At 65.7% G+C, this 15,784-nt stretch carries 14 protein-coding genes; 6 read left to right on the plus strand and 8 right to left on the minus strand.

Annotation, left to right across the window (positions count from 1 at the left end; genetic code table 11):
* Positions 1-21 precede the first annotated feature (21 nt).
* On the plus strand, positions 22-1,245 hold the full coding sequence (plsY, locus tag R5W23_RS30495) for a glycerol-3-phosphate 1-O-acyltransferase PlsY (RefSeq protein WP_320689644.1): 1,224 nt from the start codon (positions 22-24) through the stop codon (positions 1,243-1,245).
* An 8-nt stretch (positions 1,246-1,253) separates the two neighbouring features.
* On the opposite strand, the gene R5W23_RS30500 is transcribed toward plsY, so the two are convergent.
* From R5W23_RS30500 to R5W23_RS30515, 4 genes are all read right to left on the minus strand, one after another.
* The gene (locus R5W23_RS30500) at positions 1,254-2,303 is read right to left on the minus strand and encodes an NAD(P)/FAD-dependent oxidoreductase (RefSeq protein WP_320689645.1); all 1,050 of its coding nucleotides are present in this window, start codon (positions 2,301-2,303) and stop codon (positions 1,254-1,256) included.
* Positions 2,304-2,308: 5 nt separating this feature from the next.
* Entirely contained in the window at positions 2,309-2,605 is a 297-nt protein-coding gene (locus R5W23_RS30505) for a hypothetical protein (protein ID WP_261187483.1), read from the minus strand.
* A gap of 10 nt (positions 2,606-2,615) precedes the next feature.
* Positions 2,616-3,350, minus strand: coding sequence for a ribonuclease III (gene rnc, locus R5W23_RS30510; protein WP_261187482.1), 735 nt, complete (start codon positions 3,348-3,350; stop codon positions 2,616-2,618).
* A 716-nt stretch (positions 3,351-4,066) separates the two neighbouring features.
* Complete coding sequence (locus R5W23_RS30515) at positions 4,067-4,495, minus strand: response regulator transcription factor (protein WP_261187481.1); 429 nt, start codon at positions 4,493-4,495, stop codon at positions 4,067-4,069.
* Positions 4,496-4,709: 214 nt separating this feature from the next.
* Here R5W23_RS30515 and R5W23_RS30520 point away from each other — a divergent pair, with 214 nt between their 5' ends.
* The 4 genes from R5W23_RS30520 to R5W23_RS30535 all read left to right on the plus strand — a co-directional run bounded on the left by R5W23_RS30520 (position 4,710) and on the right by R5W23_RS30535 (position 10,755).
* On the plus strand, positions 4,710-5,768 hold the full coding sequence (locus R5W23_RS30520; RefSeq protein ID WP_261187480.1) for an agmatine deiminase family protein: 1,059 nt from the start codon (positions 4,710-4,712) through the stop codon (positions 5,766-5,768).
* A gap of 168 nt (positions 5,769-5,936) precedes the next feature.
* Entirely contained in the window at positions 5,937-9,002 is a 3,066-nt protein-coding gene (locus R5W23_RS30525; RefSeq protein WP_320689646.1) for a HEAT repeat domain-containing protein, read from the plus strand.
* A 183-nt stretch (positions 9,003-9,185) separates the two neighbouring features.
* Positions 9,186-9,959: a lipid-binding SYLF domain-containing protein gene (locus R5W23_RS30530; RefSeq protein WP_320689647.1), complete on the plus strand. Its 774-nt coding sequence runs from the start codon at positions 9,186-9,188 to the stop codon at positions 9,957-9,959.
* 178 nt (positions 9,960-10,137) lie between these two features.
* Positions 10,138-10,755 carry a lipid-binding SYLF domain-containing protein gene (locus R5W23_RS30535; protein WP_320689648.1) on the plus strand — a complete coding sequence of 206 codons (618 nt, stop codon included), beginning with the start codon at positions 10,138-10,140 and terminating at the stop codon, positions 10,753-10,755.
* Positions 10,756-10,797: 42 nt separating this feature from the next.
* Here R5W23_RS30535 and R5W23_RS30540 read toward each other — a convergent pair whose 3' ends face one another.
* Positions 10,798-11,646, minus strand: a complete 849-nt coding sequence (locus R5W23_RS30540; RefSeq protein WP_320689649.1) for a hypothetical protein — start codon at positions 11,644-11,646, stop codon at positions 10,798-10,800.
* A 170-nt stretch (positions 11,647-11,816) separates the two neighbouring features.
* Positions 11,817-12,503: an RNA polymerase sigma factor gene (locus tag R5W23_RS30545; RefSeq protein WP_320689650.1), complete on the minus strand. Its 687-nt coding sequence runs from the start codon at positions 12,501-12,503 to the stop codon at positions 11,817-11,819.
* Here R5W23_RS30545 and R5W23_RS30550 point away from each other — a divergent pair.
* The gene (locus R5W23_RS30550; protein WP_320689651.1) at positions 12,502-13,317 is read left to right on the plus strand and encodes an alpha/beta hydrolase family esterase; all 816 of its coding nucleotides are present in this window, start codon (positions 12,502-12,504) and stop codon (positions 13,315-13,317) included. The genes R5W23_RS30545 and R5W23_RS30550 overlap by 2 nt on opposite strands.
* A 633-nt stretch (positions 13,318-13,950) precedes the next feature.
* Here the strand turns inward: R5W23_RS30550 and R5W23_RS30555 are convergent.
* Both R5W23_RS30555 and R5W23_RS30560 read right to left on the minus strand, forming a co-directional pair.
* Positions 13,951-14,322, minus strand: a complete 372-nt coding sequence (locus R5W23_RS30555) for a DUF2171 domain-containing protein (RefSeq protein WP_261187473.1) — start codon at positions 14,320-14,322, stop codon at positions 13,951-13,953.
* Positions 14,303-15,631, minus strand: coding sequence for an alpha/beta hydrolase family protein (locus tag R5W23_RS30560; RefSeq protein WP_320689652.1), 1,329 nt, complete (start codon positions 15,629-15,631; stop codon positions 14,303-14,305). Before R5W23_RS30560 ends, R5W23_RS30555 begins: the two co-directional genes overlap by 20 nt.
* Positions 15,632-15,784: the final 153 nt, after the last annotated feature.

A 15,784-nucleotide genomic window follows, 5' to 3' on the forward strand; every position in this document is an offset into this window, starting at 1 on the left:
CTGCCCTCAAGACGCAAAACTATGCCTCCTCTCGCCGCCGCTCTCGTCCCGCTCATCGTCGCATATCTCGTCGGGGCGCTTCCGTTCGGCTACCTCGTGGGCCGGTTTCGGGGCGTGAACCTGTTCCAGACCGGAAGCGGCAACATCGGCGCCACCAACGCCGGCCGCGTTCTCGGGCGCAAGTACGGCGCGATCGTGTTCGTGTTGGACCTCTTGAAAGGCGCGGCGCCGGTGGCGGTGGCGGCTCGGCTCGCCGACGCGCTCGTGCCGGGGGCTTCGGACGCGATCGGCGGGCCGGACGTGGTCCGGGTGGGCGCGGCGGCGCTGGCGTTCCTCGGGCACGTGTTCCCGGTGTACCTCGGGTTCCGCGGCGGGAAGGGGGTCGCGACCGGGGCCGGTACGGTGTTCGTGTTGGTGCCGCTGGCGGCCACACTCGCGATAACAACCTGGGTGGTGGTGCTGTTTGCGTCGCGGTTCGTGTCTCTGGCGTCGCTCGCCGCAGGTGCCGTGCTGGTACTCGCGCACCTCGTGGCGTCGCGGGCGCCGTTTACGGAACCTGTGTTCCCGGTGACGCTGTACCTGATCGCTGGAACGGCGATGGTGTTCGTGAAGCACCGGGCGAACGCGAAGCGGCTCCTGGCCGGGTCCGAGAACGCCATTGGAGATTTCCCGATGCGGCAGCCGGTTCTGCGGGGGCTACACGTTTTGGTGCTGGGGTTGTGGTTCGGCGGCGCGGCGTTCTTCAACTTCGGCGCCGCGACAGCCATTTTCGATTCGTTCAAAGAGGTCGTGAACGCCGGTCCTTCGGACCGCACCGCCTATCGCACGATCATCCCGGCGGACGCGGAGCAAAAGGATAAGGACGCGCTCGCGAGCGCGCTGGCGGGGTCGGCGGTCGGACCGGTGTTCCCGCGGTATTTCGCGATGCAGGCGGTGTGCGCCGCGATCGCTCTGCTGACGGCATTGAGTTGGTTCCGACTCGGAGGGGTTCACCGGGTCCGGGTGTTCGTGATCGCCTTCGCGACGGCGACTGTGATCGCCGGGTGGCCGATCTCGAACGAGGTGGCCCGGCTCCGGCTCGAACGATTTAACCCAGACGCCACCATCGCCGCCGCAGCGAAGGCCGCGTTCGTGTCGTGGCACTTCGTGAGCCTCGGGTTGAGCATCGTGACGGTCGGCGCCGCGGGCGTGGCGCTCGCGCTCGCCGGACGGCTCCCCGGCGATCAACAAGGTCGAGGAGTTTGATTCGTCGATCACTCCGGGTTGTGACGGCTGGAGACGCGGTTCAGGAACGTCCGCACATCAACTTCGGGATCGATTTCGCCCCCGTCACACAGGTGCGCGGCGAACTGGTTCGCGAAGAACGGCGACAGCAGCGAGCCCTTCGACCCGAGCCCGTTGAAGAACGCGACCCGCGGGCAATCCGGGTGCCGGCCCAGAACCGGCACACTCCCGCCGATGATCGGTCGCACCGCAGCGCGGTGTTCGATCACCTCAAACGGCAGCTTGAGCAACTCGCGGAGCCGCCCTTCGAGTTCGGTTCGGCCTGCCGCGGTAGGAGCACCGTCGAGTTGGTGCCAGGAGTACGTCGCTCCAACCCGAAACACCTCATCGCCGAGCGGCGCGAGCCACACGCCACGGTGCGTCACACGCTCCTCGGCCAGTCCGGGCACCCGAACGGTCAGGAACTCGCCCTTCGCGGCGCGGAACGGGATCGCGCCGAACCACGGATCGCCGTCCGGAGCGAACCCGCGGCAGAACACCAGCGTTTGGGCTTCGACATCCAGTTGAGGGATGCGAACGGCGGCAGTGTTGGGCTCGATCTGTTTCGGGTCAAGGTCTGCGGTGCGGAACGCGCCGACGGCGCGGAAGTGCGCGCGTGACGCTTCTAGGTAACAGGGCACGTCGAGCCGGGCGGCCTCGGGCATCACGAAACCGCCGAACGCGGCGTTGAACCAGTCATCACGGACGGCAACTTCGCCGCCGGGACCGGAATAACGCGACCGTTCGTTCGCGGTGGCGAAGAGCCGGATCGCTTCCCGCGGGTGAAAGAACGTGGTCCTGGTCCGGGTCTCGATTTCGCGGTAGAACGTTTCCGCCGCGGGGCGTAACTCGTTCCACCGCCAGCTTTTCGCGACACGTTTTCCGGTGATCGGCGTGATAAGGCCCGCCGCAAGTCGAGAACACCCCCCGCTCTCGCGGTCCACGACGAGAACCTTCCGGCCGCGGCGGAGGAGCTGCCACGCGAGTGCTGTTCCGGCCAACCCCTGGCCGACGATGACGAATTCGGGGTGCGCCGACATGAGTGCTACTGGGCACCGAGCGGGGGTTCGAGGTCCGGGCGCCGCGCGAGTACGCGGTCCCGTTCGCCCCGGGTGAGGTCGTATACGCCGGGCCGTTCGAGTGTTTCGCCGACCGCAAGCCGGCACGCCGCGCGTTTCTCACGCGCGAGGTCCAGAAGCGTCGGAACGCACGCGGCGCAGGCGAGGCCGTACGTTTTGAGTTCGGCGGTGGTGCCGTCGCTCCACTTCGCCGCGATTTTGTAGAGCGCGGGCGAGTGACACCCCGGCGTGTAACACAGCACGGGGTACGGTGACATCGGCATGGGTAGGGGCTCAGTCGCACGCGTACGGAAGCGGCTCGCCGTGGATGTGGGCGAGGGCGTTCATCGCGGCCTTCAGCTCGGCTTCCTTCTTGGTGTGGCCCCAGGCCGCCGGGAACCGCTCGTCGTGGACCTGAGCCGCGACCTTGAAGCACTTGTTGTTGTCCGGACCTTGCTCGTCCAGAAGGAAGTAACGCGGCGTGTCACCGTACTCCCGCTGGGTCACGGTCTGGAGCTGGGATTTCGCGTTGGCGGAGATGGCCTCGCGGGCCACGCGGTTGACTTCGGGCTCGATAAAGTCCAGCACGAAGTCGCGTGCCGCGTCCCATCCGCCGTCGAGGAAAATCGCCGCGACCAGGGACTCGAATGCGTTGGCGAGGATGTTGAGCGGCATCTCGCCGTTCGAGTTCACCCCGCGGCCCAGGAACAGGAAGTCGCCGAGCCGGATTTCCTGACTGAACCGTGCGCAGGTCTTGCGGCTCACAACGGCGGACTTCACCTTGGTGAGGTCGCCTTCCTGGTAGTCCGGGAACCGCCGGTACAGTTGCTCGCAGGTGACCAGACCGAGCACGCTGTCGCCCAAAAACTCGAGCCGCTCGTTGGATGCGGCCCGGGTGTTCGCGCTGGACGTGTGCGTGAGTGCCGAGCGGAGCAGTTCCACTCGCTCAAAGCGGTAGCCGATGGTGTCCTGGCACTCGTCGAGAATTTCGCGTTCCCGGTTTCCGCCGGGCGGGTCCGAAGGAGGCATGACTAGTGGTACATAAAACGCGGACGGGCAATAATAAAGGATGAGTGCCAACGTACCACCCTGGTGGGGCACTGTCAACGCGCAACCCGGCCCGTTTGTCGCGGGCCGATTGACAAGCGATTGACAGGTCGCCAGGGCCGCCGTGTTCCGACCGACATGAACCCGGGCCGGAACTGGGCCAGGTGTTCGGAACTGTAACGGGGGTTACAGCGGCCGGACCAGTCGCACTCGACGACGTTGGTGCGGGGGGATCTGACGGCGGTTGACTGGCTCTCCACTACCGCTCGACTGGTCCGCGCACTGGCAATTCGCTGGGTGGTTGCTACCCACGAATCACGTTCTTTGACCATGCATTTGGCTACAAACGCTTACGGGAACCATCTCCAGTAACTCTGTGGATTCTGGATGTAAAATGTTGTGGCGGTTTTTGTTGCGGCAAATGTGGTTTACAGGAATACCTTCGCGTTCCAGTTGAGAATGAATTTGGTCATTCCCACAGCGATGGTGGGACGTGATTTCCGGAACGACCACATGGAGAACAGCGAGGAATAACGACAGGGCTCGCTCACAGATCCGCCGGCCGCAACTTGGATGGTTCGTTGGGGCCGATCGTTCAGGACTACGGGGACGAAGTCGTCAGGTCCGCAAGTCATAAAGTCACAAGGGTTTTCCCTTATTGAATTTGTGACTTTACGACTTGCAGCGAGTGGACGTCCTTAAGCGCCGATCTTCACCCGGCGGCGCGATCCGCCAAGCTCTTGCGATTTGGCGGGCGCCGGGTACAGGGCTTCGACGGCGTCGATCAGTGCGGCTTCCGAGAACGGTTTGGCGAGGAACGCTTCGGCTCCCGATGCGGCAGCGTAATCGCGGTGGTGCGAGGAACTGTAGCCCGACATCATGAGTACACGGACCGCGTCACCGAACCGCTCGCGGAGGGCATGGGAGACCTGAAATCCGCTCTGTCCGGGTAGCAAGAGGTCAACGACCGCCAAAGCGGGTTGGTACTCGGCGGCCAGTTCAACCGCCCGCAGCCCGCAGCCGGTGCTGACCACCTTGTAACCGCGGCGCCGCAGTGTGAACTCGAACGCGGCACGCAGGTCGGCATCGTCTTCGACGAGTAGAATGAGCCCCGGGTGTGAGGTCACGCGGGTTGCCTCCGTGCAACTCCCGGCAATTGGGCCGGGTGTCCGTTTGGGCGACGTCGGGAATGTAACGATCACTGTTGGTTTCCCGCAACGGTGTTTTACGAAATTCTCTCGTGAGATTGGGCGAGTCCAATGAAGATTCGCGTGAGGTTAAAAGCGCCCCCGCGATATTCCCCCCTCGCCTGAAATGGTAGCTCAGGAACGGCCTACAAAAATGACCAAATCGCAAGAAATCGCGCCGTACCGGATGCCGGCGGAGTGGGAGCCGCACGCGTCCACATGGCTGGCGTGGCCGCACCGCGGCTCCGACTGGCCCGGGAAAATGGAACCGATCCCCTGGGTGTACGCGGAGATCGTTCGGGCGCTCACGCGGCACGAGACCGTTAACCTGGTTGTTCCCGATGACGTTCGCCAAGCCGCCGCGACCGACGCGCTCACGCGCGCTGGGGCTGACATCAGCCGTGTGAGGCTGTGGGAGAAGCCGACCGACCGCTCGTGGGTCCGCGACTCCGGCCCGATCTTCGTGCGGGACGCGGCCGGCGAGCGGGTGGCGCTCGACTGGCACTTCAACGCCTGGGCGAAGTACCCGGACTGGCTCCAGGACGACAGCCTACCGGCGTTCGTGGCCGAGTCGCTGGGCGTGAAGTCGGTGCAGCCGGTTCGTAACGGCCACCGCGTCGTTTTGGAAGGCGGGAGCATTGACGTGAACGGCGCGGGCCTGCTGCTCACGACGGAAGAGTGCCTCCTGAGCAAAACGCAGGAGCGCAACCCGCCGTTCAGTCGGGCGGATTACGAGGCGGTGTTCGCGGAGTACCTGGGCGTTCAGAAGGTGCTCTGGCTGGACCGCGGGATCGCGGGCGACGACACGCACGGCCACGTCGACGATCTGGCGCGGTTCGTGGGTTCTCGTACCGTTGTTACGGTGGTGGAGAACGATCCGAGCGACGAGAACTACAAGCCGCTTCAGGAGAACCTGGAGCGACTCGGCGGCATGACCGACGTTCACGGGACGAAACTGGAGGTGATCCCGCTGCCGATGCCCCGACCGCTGATCTTTGAGGGCACCCGGCTGCCCGCGAGCTACGCGAACTTCTACATCGCGAACGGGACGGTAATCGTGCCCACCTTTAACGACCCGGCGGACCGACTCGCGCTCGGCATCCTGGCGGAGGCGTTCGCCGACCGCGAGGTGGTCGGGATCAGTTGTGTGGACCTGGTGTGGGGGTTCGGGACGCTCCACTGCATGACGCAACAGGAGATCGCACCCCGGTGATCTTCTGAACGGCTCGGCGGCACCAGCCGATGAGGGCCACCCTTTTGGCCTGTGGTTTGCTTCCTGCCGCTTCGGTTATCGCGGCTGATGTGTTCTGCCCCGCGTTGACTTCGCTGCCGTTCGCGCGGCGCCAGACGGCGCCGCTGCGCCGCCCGAACCGGAGCACTCATGGACCCGCATTGGCTCGTCAAACTCGATCAGACGCTCTCTTCGTACTCGATACTCGCCACACTTCTTCTGCTCGCTCTCGTCGCCGGCGGGTTGTTCCAGATCGGCCTCATCGGCTGGGTCCTCGACCGGTTCGGGCGCGTCACGCGGTGGGCCGTGGCCCACGGGTTCCGCGTGTGGGAGCGGTGGCTCTCGTGGGCGTCCTGGGGCGTGTACCTTGCCGTCACGCTGACGCTGATTGTTGGTGGAGGGGTGACCGCCACGACGGCTCCGGTCGTGACGCTGCTGTGCGCCGGTGCGCTCCTCGCGATGGGTGTGGCGACATGCCTCGCGTACATGTTCATCGACGTCGAGCGATACGAGATCGAGCGTGGGCGTAAGGCCGTTCATAACCCGACCAAAGGGCAGGAGCTTGCGTCCAACGTGGCCCGATACGGGCACCGGGTCGGCGTGCCGCTGATGGGCGTCGCTGCGGCCGGGGTGATCGGCGGGTTCGTGCTACTGAACCAGGGGACATACGAGACCGTCGGCCGGAACTGGTACGTAATCGAAGGGGACACGCACCCCGGCTTCGTGGACTTTTTCACCTACGCAATCATCAACCTCGTCCGGCTGGTGGACGTACTCAACCTGGCCGACTCGAAGCAGCTCGTCCACACCGCGTTCGTGCGGAGCGCCGCTCCGCCGACCTCGCTGCTGCTCGCCGCGTTCAAGTCGTTCTTCACGCTGATCTTGTTGCAACAGGTGTTCGCCTCGGTGCGGCAGGGGCGGCTCATGTCCGAAACCATCGCCGATTTCTGGAGCCCGCACGAGCCGATCCACGACCGCGCCCGGAACGCGCTCCCGCAGTTCGGGGCCGCGGCGATCGGACCGGTTCTGGTCTCCCTGCGCGGGCTGACGGCGTTGACGAAAGAGCAGCGCGACCAGTTGCCACTCGTGCTGGCCGCGATCGGCCCTTCAACCGTCCCGATGCTCGTTCGGCACCTGTCCGACCCTCATGAGCACGTTCGTGCGGTGGCGGCGGCGGCGCTCGGCCACCTGCACGCTCGCGACGCCGTTGCCGACGTGGCGGGGCTGCTCGGCGATCCGAGCGGTATGGCACGGCTGAGTGCGGCCGAGGCGCTGGGTTCGATCGCTGAAGGGGGGGTGAAGGCGGAGCGCGTGCGCCGGGTGCGGCGCCCACGCCGCGCGAACACCCGCTGGCCGTTCTTGAACCGCGCTCAGGAGACCGGCCGGGAACTGGACCCGACCGGGTTCGCGGTCGAGAACCTGCGCCGCGCCCTCGGCGACGAACTGGCGGCCGTTCGCGGCGCGGCCGCGGCGGCGCTCGGACGTGCCGGGGCGCCCGCGGGGCACGTGGCGAAAGAACTGGCCGCGCTCCTGACAGACACAGACGAGACGGTTCGATGCCGCGCCGCCGAAGCACTCGGGGCGGTGGGGGCCGCTCCGGAACTGCTCGCGCCGGCGCTCGATGATCCGGCCGGTCCGGTGCGCGCCGCCGTCGCGCGGGGGCTGAAGGCGCTCGGCCGGCGGGCCGCGCCGGTCGTACCCCGGCTGATCGAACTGCTTCAGGATCGCGAGGAATCCGTTCGCGAGGCGGCGGCGGAAGCGGTGCGGGCGGTTGGTCCGCTGGACGACGGCGCAACCACCCAACTCGCAACCGGGCTTTCCAGCCCGGACACCACAATCCGCGCGCAGGCGGCAGAAGCGCTGGGGGCTGTGGACGCGCCGGCCGAACATGCAGCACCGCCGCTGATCGAGGCCCTTGCGGACGGCAACGACATGGTCCGCGCGAAGGCGGCGGAGGCGCTCGGCAAGCTCGGCGCGGAGGCGGCAGAGGTCGCGGTCCCTCATCTGGTGAAAGCGCTACGCGACCGCGACAGTTGGGTCAGCGCGCTGGCCGCCGAAGCGCTGGGCGAGATGGGCGTCGGACAGGGCGTGGTTCCGGGCCTGATTCGCGCGCTGGGACACGTCAACCCGCAGGTCCGTGCGAACGCGGCGGAGGCGCTGGGCAAACTCGGGTCGTCCGCGGGGATGGCGCGGGCCGCGCTGGAAAAAGCGGCCACAGATGAGGACGGTGCGGTCCGCGCCCGGGCCGTGCGCGGGCTGGGCACGTTGGGTTCGCCGACGATTGGGACCGCGCGACTCGTGCGGGAGGCGTTCAAGGACACCGATCCGGTGGTGCGAACCGGAGCCGCGGCCGCGGCGGCGGCGTGGGACCGGCCGCCGGAAGACCTGCTGGCCGACTTACTGCCCCTATTGCGCGACCCGAACGATCAGGTTAAGGTGCAGGTGTGCGAAACGCTCTCAAAGTGGGTGCAGGCGACTGATCCGGTCGTTGACGGGCTGTGCGAGGCGCTGACCGCGGACGATAGCGACTGGGTGCAGGCCGCCGCGTCCCAGGCGCTCGCACGGCTCGGCGCGGCGGCCGTGAATGCCGGAGCGGCGCTGCTCCGCGCTGCGCGGACCGGTGAGGCCGGGGTGCGTGAGCAAGCGATGCGCGCACTCGCGATGATCCAGCCTCCGGAAGGGGCCGAGGCGTTTACGTCTGGCATGTCCGATCCGGAGGCGCCGGTGCGGCTCGTCGCTTCCGCCGGGTGGATGCGGGCGGCTGAAGTTCCCGAGTCGGCCGGTTCGGCACTGGTCGAGGCGCTTCACGACCCTGAAACCCAGGTCCGTGCGAACGCGGCGCACGCCCTCGCCCGATTGGCCGCTCTCCCGCCCGGTGCGGTTCTGCCGCTCCGCGAGTGCCTGAGCGACCCGAACGACGGGCTGCGATTGAACGCCGCGCTCGCCCTCCGGCTGGCCGAGGTGGCCGAAGTTTCCGATCTGATGCTGGACCTTTTGGACGACCCGAACGTGCGGGTGCGGATGGTAGCGGCCGGTGCCGTATTGGGGAGCAATCCCGCAAACACCAGAGCTGCCGCCGTCGTTCACGCCGCGGCAGACGATCCGTCGCCGCGCGTGCGGCAGGCAGTGGAAGAACTGCTGCCCCTTATTCACATTGAGGCATCCAGCACTGAGCCAACAGCGGACGAACTGCACGGCTTGATCCCGGTGCTGTGAGCCATGACATGTGCCGGGCCGCCCATTGCTGCCGGCCTACCTTGTGTGACCGACGCATTCCCTACATTTGGCGCATGTTTCGATCGCGAAGTGTAATCCGAGAAACAAATTGCGCCTCGCGGCGCCGTGATTGCATCAGGGTTTCCCAGTCGGAAGTTTGGATCCGGTGAAGGAGATGAAACAATGATGCGGTTCCTAATTGCGGCCGGTGCGGTCGCTGTGTGTGTCGCTCCTGTCGCGGCTCTACCGCCGAGCAATGCTAAGACCCTCGAACACGCCGAAGAGGTGCTCGCCGACCTGAATAGCATCCCTCTCAAAGGCATTCCGGCAAAGTTGCTGGCAGACGCACATGGCGTGGTGATCGTGCCCCGTGTGATTAAGGCCGGATTCGTGGTCGGTGGGCGTGGCGGTCACGGCGTTGTGCTCGTGAAGGAGAAAGACGGGAACTGGTCCGATCCCGTGTTCGTTGACCTCGGTGGTGCGAGCGTGGGTTTCCAGGCCGGTGTCGAGTCCACCGACGTTGTGCTGGTGTTCCGCAACCGCAAGACTCTCGACCGGTTGCTTGAAGGCAAGGGGAAGCTGACCCTTGGCGCCGACGCTTCCGTGGCGGCCGGTCCCGTCGGGCGGATGGCGGCAGCAGCTACCGATGCCAAACTCGAAGCCGAGATCGTATCGTACTCGCGGAGCCGCGGGCTGTTCGCCGGTGTGTCGCTGGACGGCACCACCATTCATGCCAACCGCCGGAACAACATGCAGTTCCGGCAGCCCGGGCGCGAGGCGGAGCTGAAACTGGCCGATAGCTTGAAGGCGAAGTTGGTCGAGATGAGCACCGAAAAGCCCGTGCCTGCGGCCCAGCCGGGCGCGCCGGTTCTGATGCCACCGGTTCCGACGCCGCCGTCCTCGGCTCCGACTCCAATCCCGACCCCGGCGGCGCCGCCTGTGCCGTCGCGCCCTTAATCGTAACAGCCTAACGTGACCGGACCGGTGGACGCCCCCACCGGTCCGGTCAAGTTGTTTTTGTAGGTGTTACGCCTTACCCAAACTCCCACACGGGCGCCTCAAGACCGCATGAACTGGCACAGCTTTCGGCCCGACAAGTGCAACTCTCAGAGCGACCCACGACACGGAGGTTGTCATGGTCCGCTACTCACTGTGCGTTATTGTCACCGCCTTGTCACTCACGCCCGCGTCCGCACAGACCATTCTGGGCGCTGCGGACATCCTCGATTCAATTCCGCCGTCGGTGCCATTAGCCGATGCGCGGGCGGTTGCTCTCGTACCGGCCGCGCACGGCGCAACTCTCCGGGGGTTACTATTTGTGAAGAGTGAAAGTGGGTGGGGAGAACCCGAGTTTGTTGTGCTGCGAGACGCTCCGCCAACCGGCGCGCGTGAGACACCGGACTACGTTTTGATCTTCCGCACCCGCCGGGGCGTTGAGCGCGTTGCGAACGGCGATGGTCGGCTCGACCCTGAAGTCACCGCGTATGCCGGCCGCGGCAGTGCATTCGCACCGGTTTCGCTCGGCGGCGCGGTGCTTCGCAAAGGTGGTCCTTTTGCCGGCACGCCTGACCGTAAGTGGACGGTGGAGCTGAAAGCGAAGTTGACCGAACTGGCGACACCAAAGGCAGCCCCAGAAGTGAAAGCGCCGATCGAGATCGACTGGGTGCGAATAGTCGAGCAGCGCGAGGTGTTCATGGGCGGGTTCGCGGCGCTCGGCGCGTGGCTCGCGATGATGAAGCGGCGCAACCGATAACGGCGGCCTCTGGTGTGTGACATGGTTCATAGCCGCAGCAACTCACCCCCCGAGCAGGGTGTCGCCGAGGTGTTGGCGCAAGAGCCGGTGGCGGAGGAGCGGTTTACTCCGGCCGTAAACCGGAGCACCGCGTCGGATGTGACCCTCCGGAGTGAACGCCGCGTCGTCCCTCTCAACAGCTCCGGTCAGCGCGAACGTGAGCGTTGCGTATCCGTTCGCAAGGCCGCGACGTTTCAGTTCGAGCGACCGCACGGTCTTGGTGATTTTGTCGATCACGAGTCGAGCCGACGCGAGTTGGAGCGGAGATACTTCACCGCGACGGGTGGCCTCGACGGAGTAGGTTTGGGTGCTGGCCGTGGGCGGTTCGGACCAGTCCATCTCGAACGATGCGAGCACCTCGTCGAGGAGCGTGTCGGGCTCAAGCTCATGAATTTTCACCACGTTCCGGAGCCCCTGTGGCAGTTCAACCTCGGTGAACGCCGCCGCGCCGTCAAGGGTCGGTGCGACCCACACGCGGCCGGCCCCGTCGCTCCCCCAGGCGCCCTTTCCGCCGAACCCGGGCTCGACCACGAACCGATCTCCGCGGGTGCAGAGCGTGCGCTCCGCCTCCTGCGCGAGCAGCGGAAAAACTTCCCGGCCTCGGGCGTCAATCGTCACCCGGTAGCAGCGGGTAGCGCTTCGCGTGTAGGCGACCCGGGCGTCCCGAATCGCTGCCTCTGGCGTGGGGGCCGCCGCAACCTCGCGCGGTCCGTATGGGGCGAACACTGCGACTACAACCGCCGCGGCCATCGCCCCGATCGCGATCAGCCCCGCAGCCGATTTCCAACCCGGCCGACGTCGCTGGCGCGGTTCGGCGCCGGCGTCGAGGCGGGCGAGAACGCTTTCAGCCATGCTCCGACCATCGGAACGAGCGGCTTCGGCATCGAGTTGCGCGCGCACGCTGGCGTCGATTCCGGGTTCGGGTTCAGGAAACGAGCCGGGAGGGGGCATGATCGCTTCTCGGTAAGTTGTGCGCTCCGTCAGTGGCGGTTGAGCGTAACAACCCACTCTACCAGGTTGAGTTACACGTTTTTCTGCGGCACCTCACCTCTGAGGTGCGGTTCGAGCGCGCGGGCCAACAACTGGCGCCCGCGGTACACGAGCACACCGGCGTTGGTCGCGGACACGCCCAGTGCGTCGGCGATCTCGTCCTTCGACATCCCCAGCGCCCGCAACTCGACGGCGGCCCGCTGGAGCGGCGGAAGCGTCTGGAGCCCGTCCCGAACGGCGTTCTGAAGCTCGCGGTGCTGGGCGATCCGTTCGGGGCTGAGCGCCCCCGGGTCGGAGAGGGTGACCGGTCCGTCGTCCGGGTCGGTTGAGGAGTCCAGACTCAGCAAAGCCTTTTCGCGCGTCGCTTGGTTGATGCACAGGTTGGATATCGCTTTGAGTAACAACTTGATGCCATCGCGCTCAAGGTCGTATTCGTTCGCCCGGCGCAGGAGGCGGTAGAAGCACTCCTGAACCACGTCTTCCGCGCGCGACGGGTCGCGAACGAGCGACCGCGCGTACGCGACCGCGCGGGGGGCGACTGCGGTTACCCACGCTCCGATCCGCTCGCGCTGGTCGTTGGTCAGCATCCGCCGTTCCTGATTGTTGCCGTACATCCTACTGGCGCGGCCGGGTGAAACCGTTTGCCCCATGTAACCGACGCCGAGTCCGTGGGTTCTTCGGGTGTCGTCGGTTGCCATTACCTCTGAGGTGTCGCGCATGTTTCTGCGCTCGGCTGTGATGACGTTCACCCTCGTCGGGTTGGTTACAGGTTCGTCTGCGGCCCAACCGGAGGGCAAAGCGGACAACGGCCGGCTCAAATCACGAACGTGGAAGGTGGGCGACGTGACACGCGAGGCACTGGTCTACGTGCCCGCGAGCAGCGGCGCGAAGCGGCCGTTGGTGTTCGTGTTCCACGGGCACGGTGGTAAGTCTGAACTTTCGGCCCGGTCGTTCGCCATTCATAAACACTGGCCCGAGGCGGTGTGTGTCTACCCGCAGGGGCTACCCACCGCTGTACCGGTGCTCGATCCGATGGGCCGGTTGCCGGGTTGGCAGAAGTTCGTCGGTGATCAAAAAGACCGCGACCTGGAGTTCTTCGATGCCATGCTGAAGTCACTGGTGGCGGAGGAGAGCATAGACGACAAACGTGTGTACTCGACGGGGCACTCGAACGGCGGCTTCTTCACCTACGTGCTGTGTGCGGCGCGGCACGACAAGTTGGCCGCCGCCGCACCGGTTGCGGGTGCGATCAATCCGAGGGACGCGATGAACATGAAGCCGCTACCGGTGCTGCACGTCGCGGGCGAGAAGGACAAGATCGTGCCGTTCGCGACGCAGGAAAAGACGATGGACCAACTCCGAAAGCTCAACAAGTGCGACGAGAAGGGCAAAGAGGCCGGTAAATATTGCACGCAGTACACCTCGGCGAACGGTCCGCCGGTGGTGACGTTCATTCACCCCGGCGCGCACAACGTGCCCGCGGGTGCGCCCGAGCGGATCGTGGAGTTCCTGAAACTGCACACGAGGAAGTAATCCGGGTTCCACCAGATGTGGCGCCCGGATTGGTGCCTGATGTTGACGATTGGGCTGCCATTAGGGCGATTTCGCTCGTTTGAGCTCAAGGAGCGAGCAGGCGGGCGGACGGCTGTCGAGCTTTGCCGCATCGCCCCCGGCTAGCGCTTCCTCAACCCCGACTTTGAACTCGAGTGTTCGTAGCGACCGCGGTGCGGACACCCGGTACGAGATGCGGAGGGTGTCGTTCGCTAACTCATACACTCCGTACCCGTTCGCGTCTCCCGGCTTACTTTTACAAGCGAAATTGAGGTCCATCCACTTGGGAGCTTTTGTCGGATCGACGGTGTATTCGGTCGCCTCCCACAGGAACCCTCCATTGGAATGGGGGCGCTGGAGGATAGAGGTGTCCGGAATGGATCTCGACCGTTCCGATCGGGCGAAGGCCACGAAGCCAGCCGGGCCGGCGGGGGCGATGGGGCGATGGGAAGAAATTGGAATGCGGTTCATGCTCGCTCCGTACCGGGTTCGCTAAGTACTCCGGTACGCTGGGCGGCGCGTCCACATTTTTCTCGGTCGCGGAAGCAACCGCAAAACCGCAACGCCCCCGGCGATGCGGTCGCCGGGGGCGTTGCGGTTATGAGTCGGAGGATACTATCCTACGAGCCCGCAGGTCGAGGCGTCCGTGGAACACCACTGCGCGGCCTCTTCCGAATTCTTGTTCAGGTGGACGTGCCGGTCCACGTGGTCGACCATCGAAGTGGGGACGTAGTGGTGCTGGCCGTCACCAAAGCTGTCTTTCGTGAGCTTGATCACTTTGCCATCAAGGTGATCGACAACGCCGATCTTCTTGCCGCACGAGGCGATTACGTCCATGTGCGCACGGATGCCTGCGACCCCGGCGTCGGAACCTTCGGCGCGGCCCGGACCGACGCCCGTCTTTTCCTTGACCCAGTCGGCCGCGTGGGCGACGTTGTCCGCGATGCGCTGGCCGGCGTCTTTCAGCTTATCGGTGGTGTGGGACATGGTACCGTTCCTCGTCGGTTGAAGGCAGCAGAGCTACCTGCGCGCGGCACACGCCGCGACGTGACGAGAAAATAGCAACCGACGTGCCGAGAACCTGAGGAGTTGCTTCGCACGAGTTCGGTAGCGTAGGCGCTGTGAGGACCGCGTGCGTGGTCGTCACCTCAAGCCCGCGCTCGTCGGTGACGGCCAACTCGTACACCAGTGGGCGCGCTGCGGGCAGTTTTGCAGTGACCACCCCGTCTTTGATGTCGGCCGTGGTGCTCGCCCACTGGCGCTTTTGCCACGTCCCTTCGGCGGTCGCGTAGTGCAGTTGCGCCGACTTGAGCTTGGTTTTGCTCGTGACCTGTGCGGTTACCGTATCGCCGGCCCGCGCCATCGTACCAAGTTCGGGCAGCGGGGCGCCCTTGTTGAGGTGTGAATCGATGAACGCGTCCACCTCGCCGAAGTTCCAGATGTGCCCGTGCGGGAGGCGCACACGTACCGAGATCGTGCGGGGTGCCTGGACCAGATCGTAGCACTTCTGGTAGCTGTCCATCGGATAAGCGAAGTCGTTCGTGCCGTTCAGGAACAGGATCGGGCACTTCACGTTCGGGAGGTAATTCGATGGGTCGAAGGTGTCGGTCCACCGCTTCGCGCGAGCGGCGGCGACCTTGTCGAACCGGCTCTCTTTCCAGACGCTGTTCTCGTGCAGGAACCCGCACCCGTAAACCGGCACCGCGGCTTTCAACCGGCCGTCGAGCCCCGCGATAATGCACGTCAAGTAGCCGCCCCAACTGATCCCCGTGACCGCGACCCGATCCTTGTCCACCTCCGGAAGCGCGCGGAGCAGGTTGTGCCCCCGTAGTACCGCTGCAACCGCGTGGTAGGTCCACATCTCGCGCACGGTCTTGTCGTCGAAGTCGCGGAACTTGGTGTCATCGGACTGGTCCGGGCCGCCGTCTGGCAGACGCCCGTTGGGACCGTGCCCCGCGAGGTCCATCGCGAGCGCGCAGTAGCCGCGGTTGGCCCAGTGCTCGGCCCAGGCGGAAAACGCCTTCCCGCCACCGCCGTGCACCAGCAACACGGCAGGGAAGGGGCCGTCTCCTTTCGCGGGCCGCGCGTAGTACGCGAATACGCGAGTGGGTTTACCGCCGAATGGCTCGCCGGGATAGTACACCTCGCGAACCGTTCCCACCTTCTGGCCCCACTCCGGTTTCACGTCCGCCGAGGCGAGGGCTTTGACGTCCCACGGGCCGGTCTTCGGAGCGTCTGCGGCGCGGGCGAGAGCGGGCGGTGCGCAAAGCAGCAGTGCGAGAACGAATCGCTTCATGTCGGGCACCGGGGAATGGTGAGGCGGGGTCGGGGACACTATACCCGGTCCGGGCACGGAAACCTAACCGGCTTCTCGAGCACGCGGAACCCGCTTGTCGTGAGGGTGAGAGGACTTCGCCCCGTGCACCGGCGGTTGGCGGCGAGTGGTGTT

The organism is Gemmata algarum (assembly GCF_034097035.1).
Classification (GTDB): domain Bacteria; phylum Planctomycetota; class Planctomycetia; order Gemmatales; family Gemmataceae; genus Gemmata; species Gemmata algarum.